This is a genomic window from Tunicatimonas pelagia (genome assembly GCF_030506325.1).
Classification (GTDB): Bacteria; Bacteroidota; Bacteroidia; order Cytophagales; family Cyclobacteriaceae; genus Tunicatimonas; species Tunicatimonas pelagia.
Genome location: NZ_CP120683.1, coordinates 1,496,785 through 1,518,707, shown reverse-complemented (window position 1 = coordinate 1,518,707; position 21,923 = coordinate 1,496,785). Strand labels below are relative to the sequence as shown.

Below are 21,923 nucleotides of genomic sequence, written 5' to 3'. Positions count from 1 at the left end.
TTTTCATTGCTATCCATAAGTCGAGAAGCATAGTTGCGCCATACAACTTTATCATCATACTAATAGTATCTGGATTTAGTGTTGACGTTCTATGCTTATATTTTCTTGACAATCTACTGAGGGTTAATATAATTATATTGCATACCTATACATTGATTGAATATGTTATACTCGCCCTCTTTTATCGAAGCATTCTATACAATGAAATAATTAAAAAAAGTGTAGTATTCACTGTTATGGTATTTACATTGTTTAAGATTGCTGATATACTGTGGATTACCGGAATTAGCAAGATGGATACTATAGCTATCACAGTTTCTTCCTTTTTCTTTACTAGTTCATCCCTATTATTTTATTGGCAAATTCTTCAGCGGATGGAGGTAGAAGCTATTGAACGGTACCCTTTGTTCTGGATTAATTCGGGAATACTGTGCTATTTTGCAGGTAATTTGATTACTTTTATGTTTATCAACTACATTGCTAAGCAGGGCTACGAGTACTTTGTTACTCACTGGTTGCTACATAACTTTTTTAGCCTGTTTAAATACCTAGCTTTTAGCATTGGTCTATGGCTTCTTCCGCGTCCGCAACCAATATCTCTTTCTTAATTTTTGCTGCCAGTGGTTTCGTGGGACTATTATTATTTTTCATAATTTCCATTGTATACGCCTACCAAAGAAAATCGCTCCAACATAAGCAAAAAGAGCACGAGCTTCAGGTAGAGATGAAGCAAAAAATGCTTCAGGCACTAATAGAAGGCCAGGAAAAAGAGCGAGGCCGCCTGAGTCGGGATATTCACGACAGCCTGGGCGCCCAACTCTCTACTGTAAAATTATACTTGGCGGAACTCCGCACCCACCCTCTAAGCTCAGCTACAGAAGACATTATTCAGGAGAGTATGGGGCTGCTCACCGATTCTATTCGCGATTTGCGAGCTATCTCCCAAGATTTAATGCCCCAACCCCTCCAACGATTGGGGCTTATCAATACCTTACGCAACTACTGCCATAAGCTAGCGGTTGCTCATAAAATAGACATACACTTTGCTACCAACGCCAGTACATTGTATATTCCTGAGTCTACCTCGCTAATGATATTTAGGGTGATTCAGGAAATAATTAATAACGCAATTAAACACGGGAATTCTCAAACTATTTCGGTTAATTTGTTAGACCAAGTCTGTGAGTTAGCAATCAATATTGAAGAAAATGGCACTCCTTACAATTGGGCGGAAGCAAGAGAGCGATCTCAACAAAATGGGTTAGGAATACTAAATATCGAGACTAGAGTATCGATCATGAATGGCACCTTGCATCAAACCAACGTAGATGAGAAGAACATCGTCTCTATAAAGATTCCGATGCATGGCGAGTAAGGAAATAATTATTGCTGACGACCATTCGGTTTTCCGAGAAGGCATGGTGCATCTTTTTAGGCAGCATTTTCCGGATGACCGCTGTCGGGAGGCCGCTGATGGCAAAGAGCTACTCAGGTTGGTAGAAAGGCAAACCCCTGATCTTATTATCTTAGATTTGTACATGCCCGAAATGGACGGGATAGAAGTGGCCAAGCAGCTAACCCGGTCGTCTCCCTCCATCAAAATTCTGGTGCTTACATTTTTTACTGATACAGTGTTTATAGAAGAGCTGCTTCAAATTGGCGTAAATGGTATTCTGAGCAAAGACGCAGAAAGAAAAGAGATCGCTGAGGCAATTATTAAAGTGCGTGAAGGGGGCAATTACTACAACCAAGGCATTTCTGAAATTATGCACCAAAAGCTACAGCGCGACTACCAGATGGTGCACGACTTTCGGCTGTACGAGCGGTTTAATCCGAAAGAGATTCAAGTACTTAAACTACTCTGCGAAGAAAAAACCACCCGCGAAATTGCCCGAATTATCGATATGAAAGTAAGAACGGTAGAAAACTACCGAAGAAGCCTGCTGGAAAAAACCGGGGCAAAAAATTCTATCGGGCTTATCCGCTTCGCTATAAAATCTAAGATACTTGAATTGTAGGCGGGCACGCTACAGTATCCACTGATAAAAAACCGCTGTGAGCGCATATCAGATTATGATGTGCTTGGTACAACTACGCTCATTCGTATGCAGCTGATAAAGATTGAGCGAATTCACATACTGCTCACTATTGCTTTGCTCTAAATTTCCCCATCATCTTAATAAGCCCTAGGTAATTTTTGTATCTTGGCCGATCTAATTATCGTTGCATGGATTCGCTTCATTTCTATAAGTACCACGGAGCCGGAAATGATTTTGTGATGTTTGACAATCGTGAGTCGATATTTCCTAGTGAGAATACGGACTTTATTGCTTGGCTGTGCGACCGAAGGTTTGGAGTAGGTGGCGATGGAATCATCTTACTGAACCAACATTCTACCTACGATTTTGAGATGGTTTACCACAATGCCGATGGTTCAGTAGCTATGTGTGGCAATGGGGCGCGCTGCGCTGTACATCTGGCTAACTATTTAGGGGTCATTGGCGCGGAAACCAGCTTTCTGGCTCACGACGGAGCGCATACTGCCACCATTGAAGCGGAGCAAGTTACCGTAAACTTATCAGATGTTTCTGAGGTAGATGATTACGAAGATGGCTTCTTTCTGAATACTGGAACCCGTCATTTTGTCAGAGTCTTGCCCGAAAATCAATTGCTGTCAGGCTACGATGTAATAACTGAAGGCCGGAAATTACGCTACGATGATCGCTTTATGCCCGAGGGCACTAATGCTAGTTTTGTGCAAACGATTAATGGTCAGGTACAGATGCGAATTTACGAACGAGGGGTAGAAAACGAAACACTATCATCCGGTACGGGCATTACGGCGGTTGCGCTAGCGTTAGCACATGCCAATAATTTAGTGAGCCCCATCAGGGTTCAGGCCAAAGGAGGGCAGCTAACCATTGCGTTTAAACGAGAAGAGAACCAAGGGTTTAGCCACGTCTTTATGACAGGCCCCGCCGTTATGGTGTTCGAGGGCACTGTTTTTGTCTAAATGAGGTTTATTATCAATAATGATTAGTGATTGATGATTAATGAATAATGTAGTTATAGTCATCATTCATTAATCATCATTCATTATTCATCAAAAAATTAATTAGAGTTCATGATTAATACGCTTACCAAAGGATTAGCTAAACTATTCGGGTCTAAGTCAGACCGGGATATCAAAAATATTATGCCACTGGTAGGGCAGGCTAACCAAGAGTTTGCTCAGTTGGCCACTATTAGCGATGACGAACTGCGGGCTAAGTCTGAGCACTTACGGCAAGAGATCAACCAAGGCTTAGCCGATATCGATCAGCAGATTGAAGCACTCAACAACCGAGTGAAGGATGAGGAAGGGTTGGATATGCAGGAGAAGGAAAGCATCTTCGCCCAGGTTGATCAACTAGAGGAAAAGCGTAACGAGCACCTGGAAGAGATACTAATGGACGTGTTGCCGTTGGCATTTGCGGTAGTCAAAGAAACGGCTCGTCGCTTTAAAGAGAATAAGCAATTGGTGGTAACCGCTACACTGCACGATAAGCAGTTAGCAGCCAAGTACGATAATATCACTATTGAAGACGAGCAAGCAACGTGGCATAACGAATGGGATGCAGCCGGAACCCCCATCATCTGGGATATGATGCACTACGATGTGCAGCTCATTGGTGGAATTGTACTACACCAAGGTAAAATTGCCGAGATGGCAACTGGGGAAGGTAAAACGTTGGTAGCTACTTTACCGGCCTTCCTGAACGCGCTGGCGAAGCGGGGCGTACACATTGTTACGGTTAACGATTATCTGGCGAAACGTGATGCCGAGTGGATGGCTCCGCTGTTCCGATTTCATAATTTGTCAGTAGACTGCATTGATCGCTACCAGCCCAATTCGGATGAGCGGCGAGCTGCTTACGCCTGCGATATCACCTACGGTACTAACAATGAGTTTGGGTTTGATTATCTCCGCGATAATATGGCGCGCGACCCGGAAGATATGGTGCAACCTGGCCATCACTTTGCGATGGTAGATGAGGTTGACTCGGTACTCGTTGACGAAGCGCGAACTCCGTTGATTATCTCCGGACCTATTCCGAAAGGTGATGAGCACGAGTTTTATGAGTTTAAACCCCGGGTTGGCAAACTCTACGAAATGCAGAAAAAAACCGTGAACGAGTTTCTGCAAGACGCTAAGAAAAAAATAAAGGCAGGTGATACCAAAGAAGGTGGAGTATCTTTATTCCGGGCATACCGAGGGTTGCCTAAGCATAAACCACTCATCCGCTACCTAAGTGAAACCGGAATACGGCAAATTCTGCAAAAGACTGAAAACTTTTACTTGCAGGATAATCAGAAGGCGATGCCGGAGGCAGACGAACCGCTATTCTTTACAATCGAAGAAAAGACCAACAATATCAACCTAACGGAGAAAGGACTGGAGCAGATTACGAAGCAGGGGGAAGATCCGCAGTTCTTTATCATGCCCGACATTGGTACTGAGATTAATCAATTAGAGAAAGATGAAGCGATGCCCGATGAAGAGAAGGTGGAAAAAAAGGACGAACTCATCAAAGAGTATTCGGTCAAATCGCAGCGTATTCATACCGTTAACCAACTGCTGAAGGCGTACGCTATGTTTGAGTTGGATCAGGAGTATATCATTGCCGACGGGAAAGTAAAAATTGTGGATGAGCAAACTGGTCGGGTAATGGATGGTCGTCGCTACTCGGACGGATTACACCAAGCAATTGAAGCCAAAGAGAACGTAAAAGTAGAGGAAGCTACGCAAACCTACGCAACTATTACTTTACAGAACTATTTCCGTATGTACCATAAGTTGGCTGGTATGACGGGTACCGCCGAAACTGAGGCGGGTGAGTTTATGGATATTTATAAGTTGGATGTAGTAGTGATTCCAACCAATAGACCAATTGTTCGGGATGATCGGCAGGATAAGGTTTTTAAAACCGTGCGGGAGAAATTTAACGCGGTAGCCGATGAAATTAAAGACATGACCGATAAGGGGCGTCCGGTATTAGTCGGTACCACTTCGGTAGATATTTCCGAAATCCTCAGCCGGATGCTGAAGATGAAAGGTATTGAGCATCAGGTGCTTAACGCTAAGCAGCACCAGCGTGAAGCTGAAGTGGTTACCAATGCCGGAAAACCCGGGACGGTTACTATTGCTACTAACATGGCCGGTCGGGGTACTGACATCAAACTTACGCCTGAATCCAAAGAAGCGGGCGGATTGGCAATTGTGGGTACTGAACGGCATGAGTCGCGACGAGTAGATCGGCAGTTGCGCGGACGTTCCGGTCGGCAAGGGGATCCCGGTTCTTCCCAATTCTTTGTTTCCTTAGAAGATAATCTAATGCGTTTGTTCGGTTCGGACCGTATTGCGAAGCTGATGGACCGAATGGGACTGGAAGAAGGCGAAGTGATTCAGCACTCTATGGTAACCAGTTCTATTGAACGGGCGCAAAGCAAGGTAGAGCAAAACAACTTTGCTATCCGTAAGCGATTGTTGGAGTATGATAATGTGATGAACCAGCAGCGCGAGGTAATTTACAAACGCCGTCGCCATGCTTTGTTCGGAGATCGCCTTCAGTTAGATATTATGAACATGCTCTACGATACCTGCGAGGATATTGTAATGAGCACCAAGGGTGTAAGTAATTACGAAAGCTATAAGCTCACCGTGCTCGGCACTCTGGGCGTCGACCACACCATCGATCAAGATCATTTTACCAGCGTTAGTGAAGCAAGTCTCACGGACGAACTGTACAACTTCGCTTACGAGAACTACCAGCGAAAAAATAAGCAGTTAGCCCAGAGGGCGTTTCCGGTCATTAAGAATGTATTTGAAACCAAGGGGGCAACTGTAGAAAATATTCTGGTGCCGTTCACCGATGGAAAAATGCAGCTCACAGTATCGGCTGATTTAAAGAAGAGCATAGAGACTGAGTGCGAAGATTTGGTTCAATCTATGGAAAAATCCATTGTGCTGGCTCTGATCGATCAAAACTGGAAGGAGCACCTGCGAGAAATGGATGACTTAAAGCAGTCGGTGCAGAATGCTGTATACGAGCAGAAAGACCCACTCATTATTTATAAGTTCGAGGGTTTCGAGCTATTCAAGCAATTTTTGGCAAAAGTAAATGAGGAGACAATTTCATTTCTGATGAAGGCAAACCTGCCCGTTCAGCAGCCAGATGAAGTACGAGAAGCTCGCCGACCGGCTCGTCGGCAGTCGGAACAGGGAGTAAAAGCTTCCAAGGAAGATTCCGGCTCCTTATTGGGGGGAGGGAACCGTGGGCAGGGTCAACCCGCTGCCAATCGTCCTCCGGCCGAACCGGTGAAACCGGCTAAAACCCAGAAAATTGCCGGGCGGAATCAGCGAGTGAGCGTACAATATAATGATGGAAGAGTCGTAAAAGATGTAAAATTCAAGAACGTTGAAGACGATATTCGCAACAACCGCTGCGTTATCGTGGAGAATGATTAATCGCCATTTGTCTACATTACTGTTGCGTAAGCAGAACAACCGTAGTATTATCTTGCTGCTGTCAATCGCATTGCTACAATGCACTCCTATTCAGCAGTCAGATCGCTTTGTGCCCGATGGGCTTATCTCGGGAGAATTAGGATCGTTCCACGGGTACACCATGTATTCTTTTTTATTTCAGGAGCGGCAGTGCCGGGTGGTTGTTCCCAATAAACCCGCCGAAGGCAACCCTTGGTTGTGGCGGGCTCGCTTCTTCGGGCATCGCCCTGAGGTAGATCTGGCTCTGCTGGAGCGAGGTTTTTACGTAGTGTATGTTGATGTGGCCGATCTTTACGGTAGTCCGGCAGCGGTACAGCTTTGGAACGAATTTTACGAACTGCTTAATTCTCGCTACTTATTTGCCGATAAAGTAGCGCTGGAAGGAATGAGCCGAGGTGGTTTATCTGTATTTAATTGGGCGGCTGAAAATGCTGGGAAAGTGGCCTGCATTTATGTGGATGCCCCGGTCTGCGACATAAAAAGCTGGCCGGGCGGATTAAAAGAGGGTATGGGTAGTAAAGAAGATTGGCAAAAGTGTCTGGCTGCGTATGATTTTACCGAAGAACAAGCTAGAGAGTACAATCAAAATCCGATTAATAAGGTAGAGCCGCTGGTTGAGAACGATATTCCGCTACTGGTAGTCTCGGGCGACGATGACCAGGTAGTTCCCTATTCGGAGAATGCTCAGATGATGGTGGAGCAGTACGAAAAGCTGGGTGGAAAAGTTAAAGTAATAATTAAAAAAGGGGAGGGGCACGTGCACGGATTATCCAACCCCCGACCTATCATTCAGTTTATTCTCAAGCATACCCGAGAGCATCTTCCCTCCTAGAACCAATGGCCAATCGCTCTAAAAAACGTCGCTCGCCAAGTACAACTCGGGCCTTATTAATCACGGCTCTCATTGTACTCGGACTTATTTTACTGCTGATGTATCTGAAGCGCCAGAATCAGACTTCAGCTCCCGAGATTGTGGGGTTTAGCTATCTACCTTCTGTAAACAACGGTTTTTTGGTGCAGCACCAGCACTACACGCTTTCGTACGTAGAAGAGCACGAACAAGCCGAGTGGGTAGCTTACAAACTTACCGAAGCTGAGGTACGATCTAACGTAGCTGACCGCTCCGATGATTTTCGGGAAGACCCTTACGTAATTACTGGTTCAGCCTCATTAAATGACTACCGTCGTTCGGGCTACGACCGGGGGCATATGGCACCTGCCGGAGATATGGGTTTCTCGGCCGAAGCTATGAGCGAAAGCTTCTTTATGTCGAACATGAGTCCCCAAAACCGTGATCTTAATCGGGGGGTGTGGAGAGAGTTAGAAGAGGATGTTCGGGATTGGGCGGTGGATTACGGTAGTCTGTACATAGTGACTGGGCCAGTATTTGGTTCTGATCCCAAAAAGATTGGTGAAAACGGAGTAAGTGTGCCGGATTATTATTACAAAGTTTTACTAGATTACCAAGAGCCAGAAGTAAAAGCCATCGGATTTTTAATTCCCAACGAAAGCACATCAAAATCTCCCAAGGCTTTCGTAGAATCTATCGACAACGTAGAAGCCTACACTGGAGTGGATTTCTTTCCTGAACTGCCGGATGAAGTGGAGGAAGCGTTGGAAAGGAATACTGATACAGAAAGTTGGTTCTGATGTAGGGTGCATAAGTCACCGGGTAGAGAGCGTTGTATCTGCTACCCCCTACTGTTTCACTAGCTTCGTTTTATAAATGCCGCTCTTGGATGATACAATCAATAAATAAGTTCCAGCCCTCAGACCACTAATGTCGTACCGATGCTCGGGGGAAGGCGTAAGGGACATCACCTCCGCTCCGCTAAGATCGGTAATGGCAATTTGCTGAATAGTTTCTTTCGTTTCGACCTCGAGCCACTGTCCGGCTGGGTTAGGCACTACTTTTATAGTAGCTTTGCTAGGTTGAGGATCACTAACACTGGCAATTATGTTATCTACGGTATTTGAATAAGTAGAAGCTACGTAGTCATTTATCTTTCTAACACGGAAATAGTAGATATTTGCCATATCAATATCATTAACCCAGTATTCGTAAGCAGGACCGGGGATAGTAGCTATTTCTCTAAAATCCTTCGATTCGTCGGCCAGTTCTATTCCTATTCTATAGTTTTTAGCAGGTATATAGGGGTCACCTTTCCACATAAGTTGTAAGCTATTATCCGTAATCTCATCTATAGATAATTCTGATAGGGCAATAAGTGGAGTATATACTGTAACAGTATTTGAATAAGCTTGATACTTCTTAGCACTATCAGTGGCTACTATCCGAAAGCGAACGTTTGCTCCCTGTGAAAGAGTCACAGTATGAGTTTCACCACCAGTATATCTGCTTTGAGGCCACCATTCCCCGTACTCACTATTATCATAATTGTATGATTGACGCTCTACAATTGTTACATCGGCTTCGTTTGACTGACTCTTCCAGGCTAATGTTACCGAATTAAAGGTAATATTGGTAGCAGTTAGATTGGTTGGCTCTTTATAATAGAAGGCGTGTATGACTTCCGAGTATTCAGATGTATTATCTTCTGAGACCGCTTTTGCCCGATAATAATACGACATGCCTTCCTCAGTTCCTGAATCAATAAATAGGGTATCGTTAGCGGATCCTATATGGATAACTGTAAAACTAGTATCATTACCTATGGAACGTTCTACGCTATAGCTACTTTCTTGCTTAGATATATCTTGCCAACTAACTTGGATATCTTCGTCTACATTCTTCCAGGATAGCTCTCGAGGGGTATGTAATAACGTCTTTGCAGTGGTATGGAAATATGGGGAGCGGTAGGAAGGATTGCGTCCCTCACTCACCTTATACACACGAAAATAGTAGCTACTGCTTTCATCTAAATTACTAAAGGTAAGTCCACCTTGGGTATTAGCTTCAAAGTTTAGGCTGTCGCTAGATACTTCAACCTCAAAGGCAGGGTTGTTACTTTTGCTCGTTAAAGTAAACTGAACACTAGTTGCAGTAGCGTTAATGGTGTCTATTTCATTCAAGAAAGTTAAGTCTAAAAGTCTTAACAGAGTTTCCTCGGAATTACCTTTACTATGAATAGCAGTAATGGAATATATATGGTCATAACCTTTTTCCAGTACCTGATTACTATATGCAGTTACGTTAGCTTCTAAAGTATCTACCGTTGTCCTAATGATACCTGATCCAGTGGATATATTAGGGTCATCCACCTCATGTGTTATGATAAATCCCTCCTCAAAATCCGAGTTATCAGTCCAAGTGAGGGTAATTGTAGTATCTGAGGTAACGTGAGCGCTAAGGTCAGAAGGAGCCACCGGAGGTACGAATGCTTTGGCAAACTTCCAAAACTTTTGAGTGTATTCAGCACTAGAGAAAAAATCAGAAGCATCCCCTGTCACTAGATAAGCGGTGTCACCAATAGCGAAAGTAGCTTCCCCACTAATATCAGAGCCAATATTATCAACTTCATCCCATTCATCCTGAGCTGGGTCAAATTGCCATACTTCATTACCAGTTACTACGTATCCTTTATTCTGATAGGCAAAGTAGGAGTGGTTGCCACCCTGGGTCATCCCGCTAGGTAATATAGTAGTTGTACTCCAGGTATCACTGGCTGCTTCGTAGAACAAGTAGTGATTTTGAAGTTGGGTAGTAAAACCCGATCGACTAGTACCTCCACCAATGTATACAGTGTCATTAACCGAAAAGACAAAAGCTCCCGACCGTGCTGCTCTCGTAAAGGCGTTCTTACTTTTCCACTGTTGAGTAGATGCATCAAACGCCCAAACATCAGTAGGGTAGCCTGTGTCATCTTGCCCCGTCAGCACAAAACCTTGGTTATCTTGTACGAAGGCAACAGCATAGCTACGGGCTGTGCCAGCAAAGTCGGTAGTCGCACTCCAAGTATTTAGGGTAGGGTCGTATACCCAGAAATCTTTCTCCCGCTTTGTATTCGGAAAGGTCCCGCTAGTTCCTAACCCTACGTAGGCTTTTCCATCCAGCACAAACGCTACTGCACCTCGTCGGCCCGCCCCAGCAAAATCAGCTACCTGTTCCCAAGTACCAGAGGCTGGGTCGTACCGCCAAAAGTCCACTAATAACCCTGATTCGCCACTACCTAATCCTATGTACCCTTTTCCATCTATAACAAAAGAAATAGCCCCGAACCGTCCTGAACCCGGAAACATATCAGACTCTACCCACTCATTTTGAGCAATGAGGACTGTATTCGTAAGAAGGAGTACTAAAGCAGCAAGAAGAAAGTTTGTTCTGAAGACCATGATATGGAGCGTTAATGCTACTCAGCAAAAGACTTCAAATTCTTACTATCAGCCCACACCTTTACTAGAAAAACCTGTCTTACGTACTTTTTGCTATAACTCTAGTAGATAATCCTTTACGTGACAAATTCCGAGATCAATTAACAACAACCTATCGGTAACAGCTATGTTTTATTAAATAATAGTTACCTCACTGTTATTTTCTTCACAATTCGTTAATCCGATCTAATTGAATTCAGCCGGGCGAATTGACAACTTGGATGCGTTAATCAACCTTTTTCCAACCAATTATTAACCATCTAATCATGCCAAAGAAACACGTTTACTTTCATTGGGCGATCTTGTGGGTCGCCTTATTGGCTTTTAGCGTAACATTTTACCCTAGCTACGCTCAAGAGCAATCCACTTTATCAGAAAAGAACGCTCGCTTGCGACCGAACCCCAATATCTTACAGAAGCGAGCGGTGCTACCGGCTGCCACTTTTTCGCCCGGGCCTACTTCGGGTCAGTACATTGGCGGTCCCATTGTTAATGGACAGGAAACTCCTTTTGTAGATCAGCAACCCGTGCAAGGAGTATCTGCTGTCTTACTTAACGAAGATGGTTCCTACTACGTAATGTCTGATAATGGTTTCGGAGGACTGGAAAACTCCGCCGATTATAATCTGCGAGTGTACACTATCATCCCCGATTTCGAAACCGTCGAAGGTGGCGATGGTGAGATTATCGTGGATGATTTCTTCGAGCTACGGGATCCCGATCAGCACATTCCCTTTGCTATCGTCAACCACTTCACCGAAGAGCGTATTCTAACCGGAGCTGACTTTGACCTGGAATCCTTCCAGCAAGTAGATGATGGCACGTTTTGGTTCGGTGAAGAATTTGGCCCCTTCCTGATTCATACCGATGCTACCGGAAAAGTACTAGAGCCACCTATTCCGTTGCCTGACCCAGAAAATCCTAATAAAGAATTACGCGCCCCGCAGAACCCCTTCAATGAAGAATTTAGTGCCCAGCGAGTGATGAATGCTCTGCGACGGCACGCGCAAATTAACGGTAACAACCGTACCCCGATCATGTCGCCTTGGTTTGTGATGCTAGACGACGATAATCCGGACACCTTCGTAGGAAGCCGTCAAAACCCACCTGAGGGATTAGACTCAGCTTCCAGCGAGGTTCATAATGTACGCTCATTGCAGCGACAGGGCTTCCCCGTGGTGGTCTACACCGTGAATGATTCAATGAATATGGCAAACCTACTGGAGCTCGGGGTAGACGGTATCATCTCCGACCGACCGGATATTCTACTGGAGGTAGTACAAAATTACGATGGTGATGGTGACGGTCAACCTGACTTTATGACGGAAGAAGGTTTGATTGATATTGAACAGTTCGATGCCCAGGGGCATCGGGGGGCAAGAAACCTCCGCCCCGAAAACACCCTGCCTTCTATGGAAGCTGCGCTCGACTTCCTAATGCCTACATTAGAATTTGACTGCGGAATTACCAAAGACGGTATTCCGGTGCTAGATCACGATCCGCACATCGAAGCAGCCAAAGCCCGCCGTATTGACGGTGCTACCTACGAGTACGAGAATGAGGTACTGGTAAAGGATTTAACACTAGCTGAAATTCAGTCCACCTTTATTGCCGATAAAATACTGGATGGCCGTCCGGCTCAGGAGAATGATCGTGACCTTTCCCCCGTAGCAGTAGCCTTTGCTCAACAAGAGGGCTTGGTAGATGCCTATGTAATGCCTTCACTTCAGCAGGTATTTGACTTTGTAGCGTACTACATTGAGTACTATAAAACTGGGGCTGGTAGCAGCGATCCGATGGCTGAACTACGCTGGAAAAACGCCGAGCAAATCCGCTACAATATTGAGACCAAGATCAACCCTCGTACTGATGCTGATGACCGGGGCGATGTGTTTGCCAAGCGTACCGTAGCTCCGGAGCCATTTGCCCAAGCGGTAGCCAATGCTATCGTGGCTAACGATTTACAAGAGGATGCCGATATCCAAAGCTTTGATTGGCGTACCTTGCTGGTTGTTCACGAGCAGTATCCCGAAATCCGTACCGTAGCTTTGTTTGGCGACTTCCCGAAGGTGGGTGAGTTTGGGGACGGTACCAATATGCAAGATCAGGATGGTGAGAATACCCCTTGGATGGCGGGCTTGTACTGGCCTTACCGCAGCACTGCACTAACTACTCCGTTTTTAGTACGTGGTAGCGGTGGTTTTGAAGGAATGGCCTACGACCACTTTGCCCAACGATTACTACCTATGCTGGAGCGACCGTTGGTAGGTAATACGGATAACTCACTAAGTAGTGTAACATAATTAGTGTAACAACATTTAGGTGAGTGAGAAGTTGATTTGAAACTCGGTTCCAAACTGTCTCAGGATATTGAAGATCGCTTGCTGTAGCTGTTCTTTGGAGCTATAGGCTTCAGGCTTTAGCCACTCATACTTGATCTTTCGCCATAGTATCTCAATGGGGTTCAGGTGCGGACTATACGTAGGCAAATAAAACAGAAAAAGCCCTTGCTCTTGCCATGCTTCTCTTCTAGCTTGAATAGCTCGGGCCGTATGCCATGAAGCGTTGTCTAGTACCACAACTGTCAGTTGGGGGATTGTGGTGCAGAAATTGTCTAGGCACTGAATGATAAATTCTGCATTGATATGCCCTTGGGTAGGATAGCTGCTCAATTGCTGGCGCCTGTTCATCAGACCAAACACATTGGTGACCCGCTCACTGTCGGAACGGATCGCCCGTTGGCTTCCTACTGGCAGCCAACCATAAGGAACGGAGGGAGCCATGGAAAAGCCAGTTTCATCGCCAAATCGCAAATCAATATAGCCCAAGGCAGCTAACGTGTGTAATATCACGAGTTGTTGACACTTCTGTTCATATATTTTCTGATCGGGTTGGCCTAACGGACTTCTTCGGAACCGCTTCCATTTCCGTCCAATCTTTTTAAAAATCGCTGCAACGTTCGCTTAGATAGCACCTTCCCTTGTTGACTCAAAGCAACTAAGACCGGCCGAAGTGTTTGTGGATGCCGATCAACCAACTGTTCAACCTGCTGGACTTCTACCGCATTGTCAATACGTAAAATAGGCCGTCTACCTCTACCTTGTATTGTATGCAAAGCCGTAATGCCTCCTTGCTCGTAGCGTGTGAACCAGTTCGCCACGCTTTGCCGACTTAGTTGATATAGCTCGGCAATCTGCTGGACACCATGCCCCTGATCACTGAGCAGAATCAAATGGCAACGCATTCTGAAGACGGGTTTTTTGCCAGTTTTGAAGCCCGCCAGTAATTCTTTGCGTTGCTTCTCATCCAAAGTAATATATCTTTTCTTACCTTTCATAGTGTAAAGATATATCTTGTTAAATTAATTTTGTCATATTACTTATTAGTATCGGAGTTTGATCTGAAAACCGGGGCGTACACTGGGGTGAACTATTCGTACCCGATGAACCAACGGGCGGGAGCTATTGGTGACTTTATCATGTTCAGCCCGAAGCGAGGTTTGGTGATTGAGCGGGATGGTAGTCAGGGGAACCTCAATGGGTTCAAAGCTATCTACGAAGTAGAAATCAACGGCGAAGATGAACCCTTCGGTAAACGTCTCGCCGTAGACTTACTGGATATTAGTGATCCTGATCTTATCTCGGAACCGGGGCTGGAAGGGGACATCGGCATTGGCGAAGACTTTGCTTTTCCCTTCGTGACTATTGAAAGCGTAGTGGTGCTAGACGATGAAACCATCGGGGTACTGAATGATAATAACTATCCATTTAGCATTGGCCGTCACGTGGGGCAGGGCTTACCCGATGACACCGAGTTTATCATTCTTTCTTTAGGTCGTCCGTTAGGCGTGGCCAGTATTGATAAGTCAGGTAGCCTGTTTCTGGTAGATACCGAAGAAAATAAAGATATTCAACGGCTGCCGGATAGTGTGATGCTTTCGTTGCCGATGCTGCCTGAACTGGTTGATGTACGGGCTGAGTTTTACGGCGAAGAAGTGAAAAGCGTAGTCTTCTACGTGGACGGTGAAAAAGAAAAAGTGGACAACCACGCTCCTTATACGCTCTATGATGAGGGAATGATGTTACCTGCGGGTACCTACGAGATCACCGCTATTCCATTTTCGCAAGCTAACGGTGAAGGAGTAGCGGGTAAGCCTGTAATGTCAGTGATAGAAGTAGTACCTGGTATGGTCACGGGCTTCACGCTGGTGAATGCTGATACCGACGAAGACATCGCCCCCATTACCGATGGCATCCAAGTATCGGTAACGGATTTACCTACCCTAAACTTGAACATTCGGGCAGATGTAGACTCAGAGACGATTGGTAGTGTAGTATTTGACTTCAACGACCAGATGGGCTTCCGCACGGAGAACAGTGCCCCGTTTGCCCTAGCTGGAGACAACAACGGCGACTACTTCGGCTTTACCCCACCCATTGGAATGCATACGGTGAAAGCCACACCTTATTCTGAAGAGAATGGCGAAGGTACAGCAGGTAAAGTGCTTTCGGTGACCTTTGAGATTCTAGACTGTGAGGTAGACGGTGGAACCATCGCGACCGATGAGGCTCAAACCATCATCTTCACCTGCGCCGGAGACAGTGTAGCCGACTTAGTGACGTTTTCTCACGACTCGAATTCAGAAGCTACTTATGGTTATATTGTTACCGATGATAAAGGCGAGGTATTAGCTCTACCGATGAGTAACGAAGTGGATTTTGACGGCGCTGGAACGGGTACCTGCCGGATATACGGGGTTTCTTACACCGGAACTTTCACCATTGCGGCTGGGAGCAACATAAGCGGTAGCGATTTATCGGATGGATGTGCTGAGTTGTCGGAGAACTTTATTGCCGTAGTCCGCCAAGAGTGTGGTATTTCTAGCGTAGCCAACCTTCGCTATTATCCTAATCCGGCTAAGAACTCAGTAGCGGTAGAATTTGAGCAGTACCCCTATGAAAAAGTGGCTATTCAGGTAGTCGATGTGTTTGGCCGACAATTGATTAGCGGCGAGCACCCTGTATTGCAACCTAACGGTTCAGTACAACTAGACGTATCTTCGGTAAAAAAGGGAGTATACTTGATGCAAGTGGTTTCCCCCAAAGCTGAGAAAGCCATCTACCGACTATACAAAGAATAATGAAAAGGTGAAAGGTAAAAATTGATAATGAATAGTGGCGACTACAATCATCATTCATTACTCATCAATCATTAATATTTAGTTCTGCCACAAGAAGGATAGTAAAAGCGACAGGAGCAGTTTCCTGTCGCTTTTCTTTATGCTATCTAGCTTAACCTTACATCATAGCAAAATATCGCGGACAGCCAAGGCAAATATTAGCCGTTTTTCCTTCATTCTCACCTAAAAGAATCCCTAGTCAGCAGCAGCGCATGTACTATTGATGTACTTTATTTTGCAGTTTCGTACTTTTTGATAGATAGTAACGATAGTATTACTATAAATATTACCTACCAAGTAGGCTTCTTTACTTATGTTAAGTCTATCAATTTTCCCTCTTTAGTATATCTGTTAGTCAATAATACTCAATGTAATGTCTACTAGAAAATGCTACCGGGTTAACATAAACTTAACTAGGAAACCTATCCCCCCCCCCACTACATTGTCAGTATGTTTAACCAATAACCTTTTTCAACGTTATGCAACACTTTTTAAAACACTCACTCTGGGCAGTGGTTGCCCTCGGCCTTAGTGCCTTGTGCTACGCCTGCTCGCAGGACGACCTAACCGAAGCTTCTTCAATCGTAACCGAAGAGGACTTTAGTGTGCGGGTAACCAACGGTTACCTGGAATTTAAAGACCAAGCTACTTTTAATGAAATCCAAGAATCTTTGAAAGATGCTGACCCCAAAACACTGGATTCTTGGGAAAGCCAGTTTCCAGGATTTACCTCTTTGCGGAGTATTGATGAACAATCAGTAGAAGCGCAAGCAGCCTGGTTTGAAGAACTCGGAAATATGGCTGAAGGAGACAGACAATTACTTATGGAAGGAGATGCGGATTTTTGGTACTCAGACTATATTAAGGAACATGCTTCTTCGTTTATATTAGAGGATAGTGGTCTTTACAAGCTCAATACTACAGCCGCAGGTTACGATATGCTGAGTATCCTGAATCAGGATGGTGTCTTTAAAGTGAACGGGGAAATACAGATGCATAAAAGGAATGTGGTCAAAGTTATTACTGACGGGGATGATAGCAAACTCGAGTTGCTTGAGGGGATTACAAAAAGTAATAAAAAGTTGGGTATAGTAGTTTTAAATAATGTTGTAAACAATGATGAAGGAGCATTTTCTTTGCAAGCTACTGGGCTCGGTTCTCAAAGAAAAAACACTTGTGAGGATAGGACTGGAGATAAACGAGGGGATGATAGGGTAACTGCTGAGTTGCTAGTCGATAATTTTGCAGATCAATCCGGACCTTTTTATCCAGGGTATACTTGGGGTAGAGTCGTTGTAAATACCACCAATTGGGGTAAAGATGGATTGTTTGGCGGATGGACCCGGAAGCAAACTTCTGCATTGCGTGTGCAAGGTAATGTGTATATAAATTATACTTTTGAATCGGGAGAAATATATAGATTTGTCTACGCTACTATGAGTAGACAAACTACTCGTTTTAATGTAACGATATGGGCTAGTGATAGAACCTATGATCATGAAGAGGACGTCTCCAACGTTTCGCTAAGAGCTAGAGGTAGTTTAATTGTTCATGGCAGAGGGGGCACTAGTTGTGGGGATGTTACTAACTCAAGTAGTACTTGGCGTTAGTTGCATACATAAAAGTATAATCCTCAAAGTCCCCCGCATTTAAGGGGGCTTTATTGTTTTTGTTTTGCTTAGATAATAAGCTATCTTCTTACAATTTTAAGTTAGAGCGATGTTTTGCTTGGAAAGCATAATTACATCTCGTTTCTATGCGAAAGGATTTAATAAATCTACTTATTTTTTTTCTGACGACTTCCTGTACGCAAGAAGTCAATATGCCTTTTCCTACTTTCCAAGAAGAGTTGGTACTCAACAGCATTCTACATCCTGATAGCCTCATTAAGTTATCTTTGACAAAGTCCCTACCTCTAGGCAGTACTACGCAGAACTTTCCCGTAGTATCTAGTGCTGAAATGCGTTTGTACGAAAATGATATATTGATTGGAGAGCCTACTTTTCAGGATAGTTTGTATACTTTAAACTACTACCCCCAATCCAATAAAAAATATAGCATTGAGGTAGAAGTATCCGGCTTTCCGACTCTGCGAGCCTCGGATGTAGTACCCGCAAGACCTATAGCTGACCTCTGCTATCAGGACGATCCTGTGCTAAGGACAGCCATCAACATCAATATTGTTGACGATACTGCGGTAGTGAACAGCTACTGGTTGGGGGCTACATTGCTTAACAGCCAAAATAGAGTGTGCGAAGACGGTACTACCTGCAACGTTAACCAGCCCCATTTTCGATCGTTTTCCAGCCTACCCGATAGGTTTAATGCGTATATTGATGCGATTTCCGGAGGGATAACCGAATATCGTTTCTTTGTAAGAATTGAAGATACTGGCTTGGAAGGTGATGTAATAGCTCTTGCCGTCGAAAGCTTTTTTGTTACAGATAATCTACCCTCAGACCGAACCTATCAGTTTGATGTACATAATGCCAGCCGACACTACGACCGCTTTTTAAAATCTGGTATTCTATACGCAATCAATCAAGAAAACTATAGCTTTGAGGAAGATGGTGCTTTTACTCCTTTTTCCGAGGTAATTCAAACCTATTCTAATGTGGAAAATGGTACGGGTATTTTCGCTTCCTATAATTCTGCAAGCTTCGCGGTAGAAGATCATCCTTGTGAATAAATCTCTTACACAATCTTTTAGTCAACCAATCATGAAGAAGCTAACTTTTATTTTTTTACTCAGCTTACTAGTCTGCTCCAATTTACTAGCTCAGGTATCTATTGGGATAAAAGCAGGAGGAGCTTTAAGTAGTCACACTAGTGAGGACATTGGCATGGGTGATGGCGATTTCATTAAGCCTACTTACTTGGGTGGCCTTTTTGTAAATGTCCCGCTTGCCAGTAATCTTAGTGTGCAGTCAGAAGTGCTATATGCCAACAAGGGGTACCAAAGTAAGGTAACTCCCAGAGGCAGCTTTACACCTCGCTACCATCTTCACTATATCAGCATACCCATCATGCTTCAGTATCAGGTAGTAAACAGACTAACGGTAGAGTTAGGCCCAGAATTAGGTTATCTGCTGGGTACTGGATCAAATATTAATAGTAGTGGTTTTGGCTCATTTTCATCAGAATTCCCCTCCTTTCATGAGCAGTTAGAAGCTTCGTACCGAGATTTGGACATAGCAGTTAACATTGGAGTAGGTTATGCCTTTTCTGATCGGTGGACACTCAACCTACGCTACAATATGGGGCTACGCGATATTACCGATGACTTCGAGGTTTTTTTCAGAAGCACAAACGAACCCGGCAGTGAAGTCGAGTCTACACTATACTCTTTTCCTAGATACAACCGCAGCCTGCAACTATCCATCGGTTATCGGTTGTTTTGATGCTACGAACCAACCACTACATCACCGCGAGGCTCCGCGAAGCGACTTTCCGCCTAGGACTATCTACGCGCGTAGGTAGGAGGCTACTTTCCCCAGTTTCCCGAGGTCGCAGTGATGGGATCCGTTGGTTAGTGGTTGTCTCTCTTTTATTACTTTTCAACCTATCTACCGTTGCCCAAACCTACACGGTGAGTGGTTATGTAACCGATGCTGAAAGCGGCGAGAAGTTGATTGGAGCTTCGGTCTACCTACCGCAGTTGGGCAAAGGTACTACTACCAACCTCTACGGCTTCTACAGTTTACCCCTGTCGGGCGATTCAGCCACTATCAGCTTCTCCTACATTGGCTACGCCCGCCGTACCGAGGCAGTAGCCCTAATCAAAGATACCTGGCTAGATGTAGAACTCTCTTCTAACACCTTATTAGAAGAGGTAGAGATTATTGCTAGCCCAAACGAGACACGAGTAGAGCGGGTGCAAATGAGTATGCACAAGCTGGAGATGCAGACCGTCAACCAAACGCCAGTGCTGGCTGGTGAGGCTGATATTTTAAAAACCCTTCAACTACTACCCGGGGTAAGCGGAGGTACCGAAGGCTCGGCAGGTTTGTACGTTCGAGGAGGCAGTCCTGACCAGAATCTCATTCTACTAGATGGAGTACCCGTCTATAATGTCAATCATGTTTTTGGTTTTCTCTCGGTTTTTAATACTGATGCTATTAATAATGTAGACCTGTACAAAGGAGGTATCCCTGCTCGTTACGGTGGTCGGCTTTCCTCAGTACTAGATATCTCTATGAAAGAGGGAAATCTGAAAGAACGAGGTGGAGTGTTTGCCATCAGTCCTATTGCCGCCCGTTTTACGTACGAATCGCCCATCAAGAAGGATACTTCCTCTTTCATTATCTCAACCCGTCGTACTTGGCTAGATGCACTAATGGCGGTTGGTTCGCTCAACAACAATCGCACCTTCGGCTTTGGCTTTCACGATATTAATGCTAAGTATAATCATAAGATCAATAAGAATAACCGTCTTTACCTAAGTTTTTATACCGGACGAGATCGCTTTTTTGATACGTTTGACAGCGACACTGATGAGAGTACCTTTAACTTCAAGTGGGGTAACACTACCTCGGTACTTCGTTGGAATAAGATTTATACCCCCCAAATATTCAGTAACCTTTCTTTCAGTTACAGTACGTATGATTTCTTTAATGAGTATATGGTTGAGCAAGAAGAAGCTGACTATTATTCTCGTAACCTTTCTCGCATTCGTGACCTGAAACTGCAAATAGATTACGATTATGTGCCAGCCTTGTCGCACCACTTACGCTTCGGTGGCTTTGTCTCGCAAATGCGCTTTAGCCCGGAGGTAGTACAGATAGTCAATCCGCAGACTGATACTACGCTCAATCAGCAGGCCATTGCCAACAGTCTGAATGCCGAAGCTTATATAGAAGACGAAATCTTGCTAAGTCGCAAATTGAAAATTAACGCTGGACTAAGGGGTTCGCTCTTTCATGTTAACGACAAGACCTACAGCAATCTACAGCCTCGATTATCAGTACTTTACCAAGTAAGTGACCGTCTGTCTTTCAAAAACTCTTATACCTACATGGCTCAGTATTTGCATTTGCTGACGAACTCTTCCCTCAGTGTGCCTACTGATTTGTGGGTGTCTTCTACCGAAAATATCGCCCCACAGTACGCCCAGCAGTATGCGTTAGGCGTTGTGAGAAGCTTTGCCAACAACAGCCTTGAGATAAGCCTGGAAGGCTATTACAAAGCGATGTTGCAACTCATTACGTATCAGGATGGTGCTAATTACCTTTTTCAGAACGGTGACAGTTGGGAAGAGAAGGTAGTTAGTGGTGATGGGGAGGCTTACGGTGTGGAGCTTTTTATACATAAAAAAGTCGGCAAACTCAATGGTTGGCTGGGCTATACTCTCGCCTGGAGCAACCGCTGGTTTGAGGAACTTAATGGTGGCCGACCTTTTCCTTTCCGATACGATCGTCGCCATGATCTGTCTCTACTAATTAATTATGAGATTCCCCGTGACCGCACTCTTTCTATAGCTTTCGTCTTCAACACGGGGAATGCCATCACGCTACCTACCGCTCGTTACCAGAGCGTGCCACCGCCCGGTTGGGAGAATGCAGTAGGTTATTATGCGAATAATTCCGATACGCGAGTGTTACTATTTGAGCGACCGCAAATCGATGAGCGTAACAACTTTCGTATGCCTTCCTACCATCGACTGGACATCAGTTATCGCAAAAACAAGGATACCAGACGAGATAACCGCCGTTCGTGGATTTTCTCGCTTTATAATGCCTACAGTCGTCGCAACCCTTACTTTATTTATGAAAGCAAGGGGCAGTTAAAGCAATACAGCTTATTTCCCATTATTCCTTCCGTTACCTATCGACTCGAGTTTTGATGAGTAATGGCTGATGAGCATTA

16 protein-coding genes are annotated in these 21,923 nt (G+C 44.7%); 13 read left to right on the top strand and 3 right to left on the bottom strand.

What is annotated here, in order from left to right; all coding sequences use genetic code 11:
* Positions 1-236: 236 nt before the first annotated feature.
* From P0M28_RS06355 to P0M28_RS06325, 7 genes are all read left to right on the top strand, one after another.
* On the top strand, positions 237-608 hold the full coding sequence (locus tag P0M28_RS06355; RefSeq protein ID WP_302208823.1) for a hypothetical protein: 372 nt from the start codon (positions 237-239) through the stop codon (positions 606-608).
* Positions 569-1,375, top strand: a complete 807-nt coding sequence (locus tag P0M28_RS06350; protein WP_302208822.1) for a sensor histidine kinase — start codon at positions 569-571, stop codon at positions 1,373-1,375. The genes P0M28_RS06355 and P0M28_RS06350 overlap by 40 nt, the downstream gene beginning before the upstream one ends.
* Positions 1,365-2,018: a response regulator transcription factor gene (locus P0M28_RS06345; protein WP_302208821.1), complete on the top strand. Its 654-nt coding sequence runs from the start codon at positions 1,365-1,367 to the stop codon at positions 2,016-2,018. Before P0M28_RS06350 ends, P0M28_RS06345 begins: the two co-directional genes overlap by 11 nt.
* A 209-nt stretch (positions 2,019-2,227) precedes the next feature.
* On the top strand, positions 2,228-3,013 hold the full coding sequence (gene dapF, locus P0M28_RS06340; RefSeq protein WP_302208820.1) for a diaminopimelate epimerase: 786 nt from the start codon (positions 2,228-2,230) through the stop codon (positions 3,011-3,013).
* A gap of 111 nt (positions 3,014-3,124) precedes the next feature.
* Complete coding sequence (secA, locus tag P0M28_RS06335; protein WP_302208819.1) at positions 3,125-6,508, top strand: preprotein translocase subunit SecA; 3,384 nt, start codon at positions 3,125-3,127, stop codon at positions 6,506-6,508.
* A complete protein-coding gene (locus P0M28_RS06330; RefSeq protein WP_302208818.1) occupies positions 6,459-7,379 on the top strand; it encodes an alpha/beta hydrolase family protein in 921 nt (306 codons plus the stop codon). Before secA ends, P0M28_RS06330 begins: the two co-directional genes overlap by 50 nt.
* Before the next feature lie 5 nt (positions 7,380-7,384).
* Positions 7,385-8,197, top strand: a complete 813-nt coding sequence (locus P0M28_RS06325) for a DNA/RNA non-specific endonuclease (RefSeq protein WP_302208817.1) — start codon at positions 7,385-7,387, stop codon at positions 8,195-8,197.
* Between the two features lie 48 nt (positions 8,198-8,245).
* On the opposite strand, the gene P0M28_RS06320 is transcribed toward P0M28_RS06325, so the two are convergent.
* On the bottom strand, positions 8,246-10,840 hold the full coding sequence (locus P0M28_RS06320; RefSeq protein WP_302208816.1) for a T9SS type A sorting domain-containing protein: 2,595 nt from the start codon (positions 10,838-10,840) through the stop codon (positions 8,246-8,248).
* A gap of 305 nt (positions 10,841-11,145) precedes the next feature.
* On the opposite strand from P0M28_RS06320, the gene P0M28_RS06315 reads away from it, so the two are divergent.
* A complete protein-coding gene (locus P0M28_RS06315; protein WP_302208815.1) occupies positions 11,146-13,182 on the top strand; it encodes a glycerophosphodiester phosphodiesterase family protein in 2,037 nt (678 codons plus the stop codon).
* Between the two features lie 15 nt (positions 13,183-13,197).
* Here the strand turns inward: P0M28_RS06315 and P0M28_RS06310 are convergent, their stop codons facing one another.
* Together P0M28_RS06310 and P0M28_RS06305 are read right to left on the bottom strand one after the other, a co-directional pair.
* Positions 13,198-13,815, bottom strand: coding sequence for an IS630 family transposase (locus P0M28_RS06310; protein WP_302210860.1), 618 nt, complete (start codon positions 13,813-13,815; stop codon positions 13,198-13,200).
* Positions 13,776-14,216 carry a helix-turn-helix domain-containing protein gene (locus P0M28_RS06305; protein WP_302205191.1) on the bottom strand — a complete coding sequence of 147 codons (441 nt, stop codon included), beginning with the start codon at positions 14,214-14,216 and terminating at the stop codon, positions 13,776-13,778. The genes P0M28_RS06310 and P0M28_RS06305 overlap by 40 nt, the downstream gene beginning before the upstream one ends.
* A 30-nt stretch (positions 14,217-14,246) precedes the next feature.
* Between P0M28_RS06305 and P0M28_RS06300 the strand changes: the two genes are divergently transcribed.
* The 5 genes from P0M28_RS06300 to P0M28_RS06280 all read left to right on the top strand — a co-directional run bounded on the left by P0M28_RS06300 (position 14,247) and on the right by P0M28_RS06280 (position 21,900).
* Positions 14,247-16,019, top strand: a complete 1,773-nt coding sequence (locus tag P0M28_RS06300; RefSeq protein ID WP_302208814.1) for an esterase-like activity of phytase family protein — start codon at positions 14,247-14,249, stop codon at positions 16,017-16,019.
* A gap of 518 nt (positions 16,020-16,537) precedes the next feature.
* Complete coding sequence (locus P0M28_RS06295) at positions 16,538-17,668, top strand: hypothetical protein (protein WP_302208813.1); 1,131 nt, start codon at positions 16,538-16,540, stop codon at positions 17,666-17,668.
* 146 nt (positions 17,669-17,814) lie between these two features.
* On the top strand, positions 17,815-18,747 hold the full coding sequence (locus P0M28_RS06290; RefSeq protein WP_302208811.1) for a DUF4249 family protein: 933 nt from the start codon (positions 17,815-17,817) through the stop codon (positions 18,745-18,747).
* 31 nt (positions 18,748-18,778) lie between these two features.
* Positions 18,779-19,459, top strand: coding sequence for a porin family protein (locus P0M28_RS06285; RefSeq protein WP_302208809.1), 681 nt, complete (start codon positions 18,779-18,781; stop codon positions 19,457-19,459).
* Positions 19,459-21,900 carry a TonB-dependent receptor gene (locus P0M28_RS06280; RefSeq protein ID WP_302208808.1) on the top strand — a complete coding sequence of 814 codons (2,442 nt, stop codon included), beginning with the start codon at positions 19,459-19,461 and terminating at the stop codon, positions 21,898-21,900. The genes P0M28_RS06285 and P0M28_RS06280 overlap by 1 nt, the downstream gene beginning before the upstream one ends.
* The last annotated feature ends 23 nt before the right edge of the window (positions 21,901-21,923 follow it).

What these genes read in the sequence shown, in the direction of transcription:
- P0M28_RS06285 (WP_302208809.1), top strand. Translation starts at nt 18,779, where the DNA reads ATGAAGAAGCTAACTTTTATTTTTTTACTCAGCTTACTAGTCTGCTCC.
- P0M28_RS06320 (WP_302208816.1), bottom strand. Translation starts at nt 10,840, where the DNA reads ATGGTCTTCAGAACAAACTTTCTTCTTGCTGCTTTAGTACTCCTTCTT.
- P0M28_RS06325 (WP_302208817.1), top strand. Translation starts at nt 7,385, where the DNA reads ATGGCCAATCGCTCTAAAAAACGTCGCTCGCCAAGTACAACTCGGGCC.
- P0M28_RS06350 (WP_302208822.1), top strand. Translation starts at nt 569, where the DNA reads ATGGCTTCTTCCGCGTCCGCAACCAATATCTCTTTCTTAATTTTTGCT.
- P0M28_RS06315 (WP_302208815.1), top strand. Translation starts at nt 11,146, where the DNA reads ATGCCAAAGAAACACGTTTACTTTCATTGGGCGATCTTGTGGGTCGCC.
- P0M28_RS06290 (WP_302208811.1), top strand. Translation starts at nt 17,815, where the DNA reads ATGCGAAAGGATTTAATAAATCTACTTATTTTTTTTCTGACGACTTCC.
- P0M28_RS06280 (WP_302208808.1), top strand. Translation starts at nt 19,459, where the DNA reads ATGCTACGAACCAACCACTACATCACCGCGAGGCTCCGCGAAGCGACT.
- P0M28_RS06355 (WP_302208823.1), top strand. Translation starts at nt 237, where the DNA reads ATGGTATTTACATTGTTTAAGATTGCTGATATACTGTGGATTACCGGA.
- secA (WP_302208819.1), top strand. Translation starts at nt 3,125, where the DNA reads ATGATTAATACGCTTACCAAAGGATTAGCTAAACTATTCGGGTCTAAG.
- P0M28_RS06345 (WP_302208821.1), top strand. Translation starts at nt 1,365, where the DNA reads ATGGCGAGTAAGGAAATAATTATTGCTGACGACCATTCGGTTTTCCGA.
- P0M28_RS06295 (WP_302208813.1), top strand. Translation starts at nt 16,538, where the DNA reads ATGCAACACTTTTTAAAACACTCACTCTGGGCAGTGGTTGCCCTCGGC.
- P0M28_RS06305 (WP_302205191.1), bottom strand. Translation starts at nt 14,216, where the DNA reads ATGAAAGGTAAGAAAAGATATATTACTTTGGATGAGAAGCAACGCAAA.
- dapF (WP_302208820.1), top strand. Translation starts at nt 2,228, where the DNA reads ATGGATTCGCTTCATTTCTATAAGTACCACGGAGCCGGAAATGATTTT.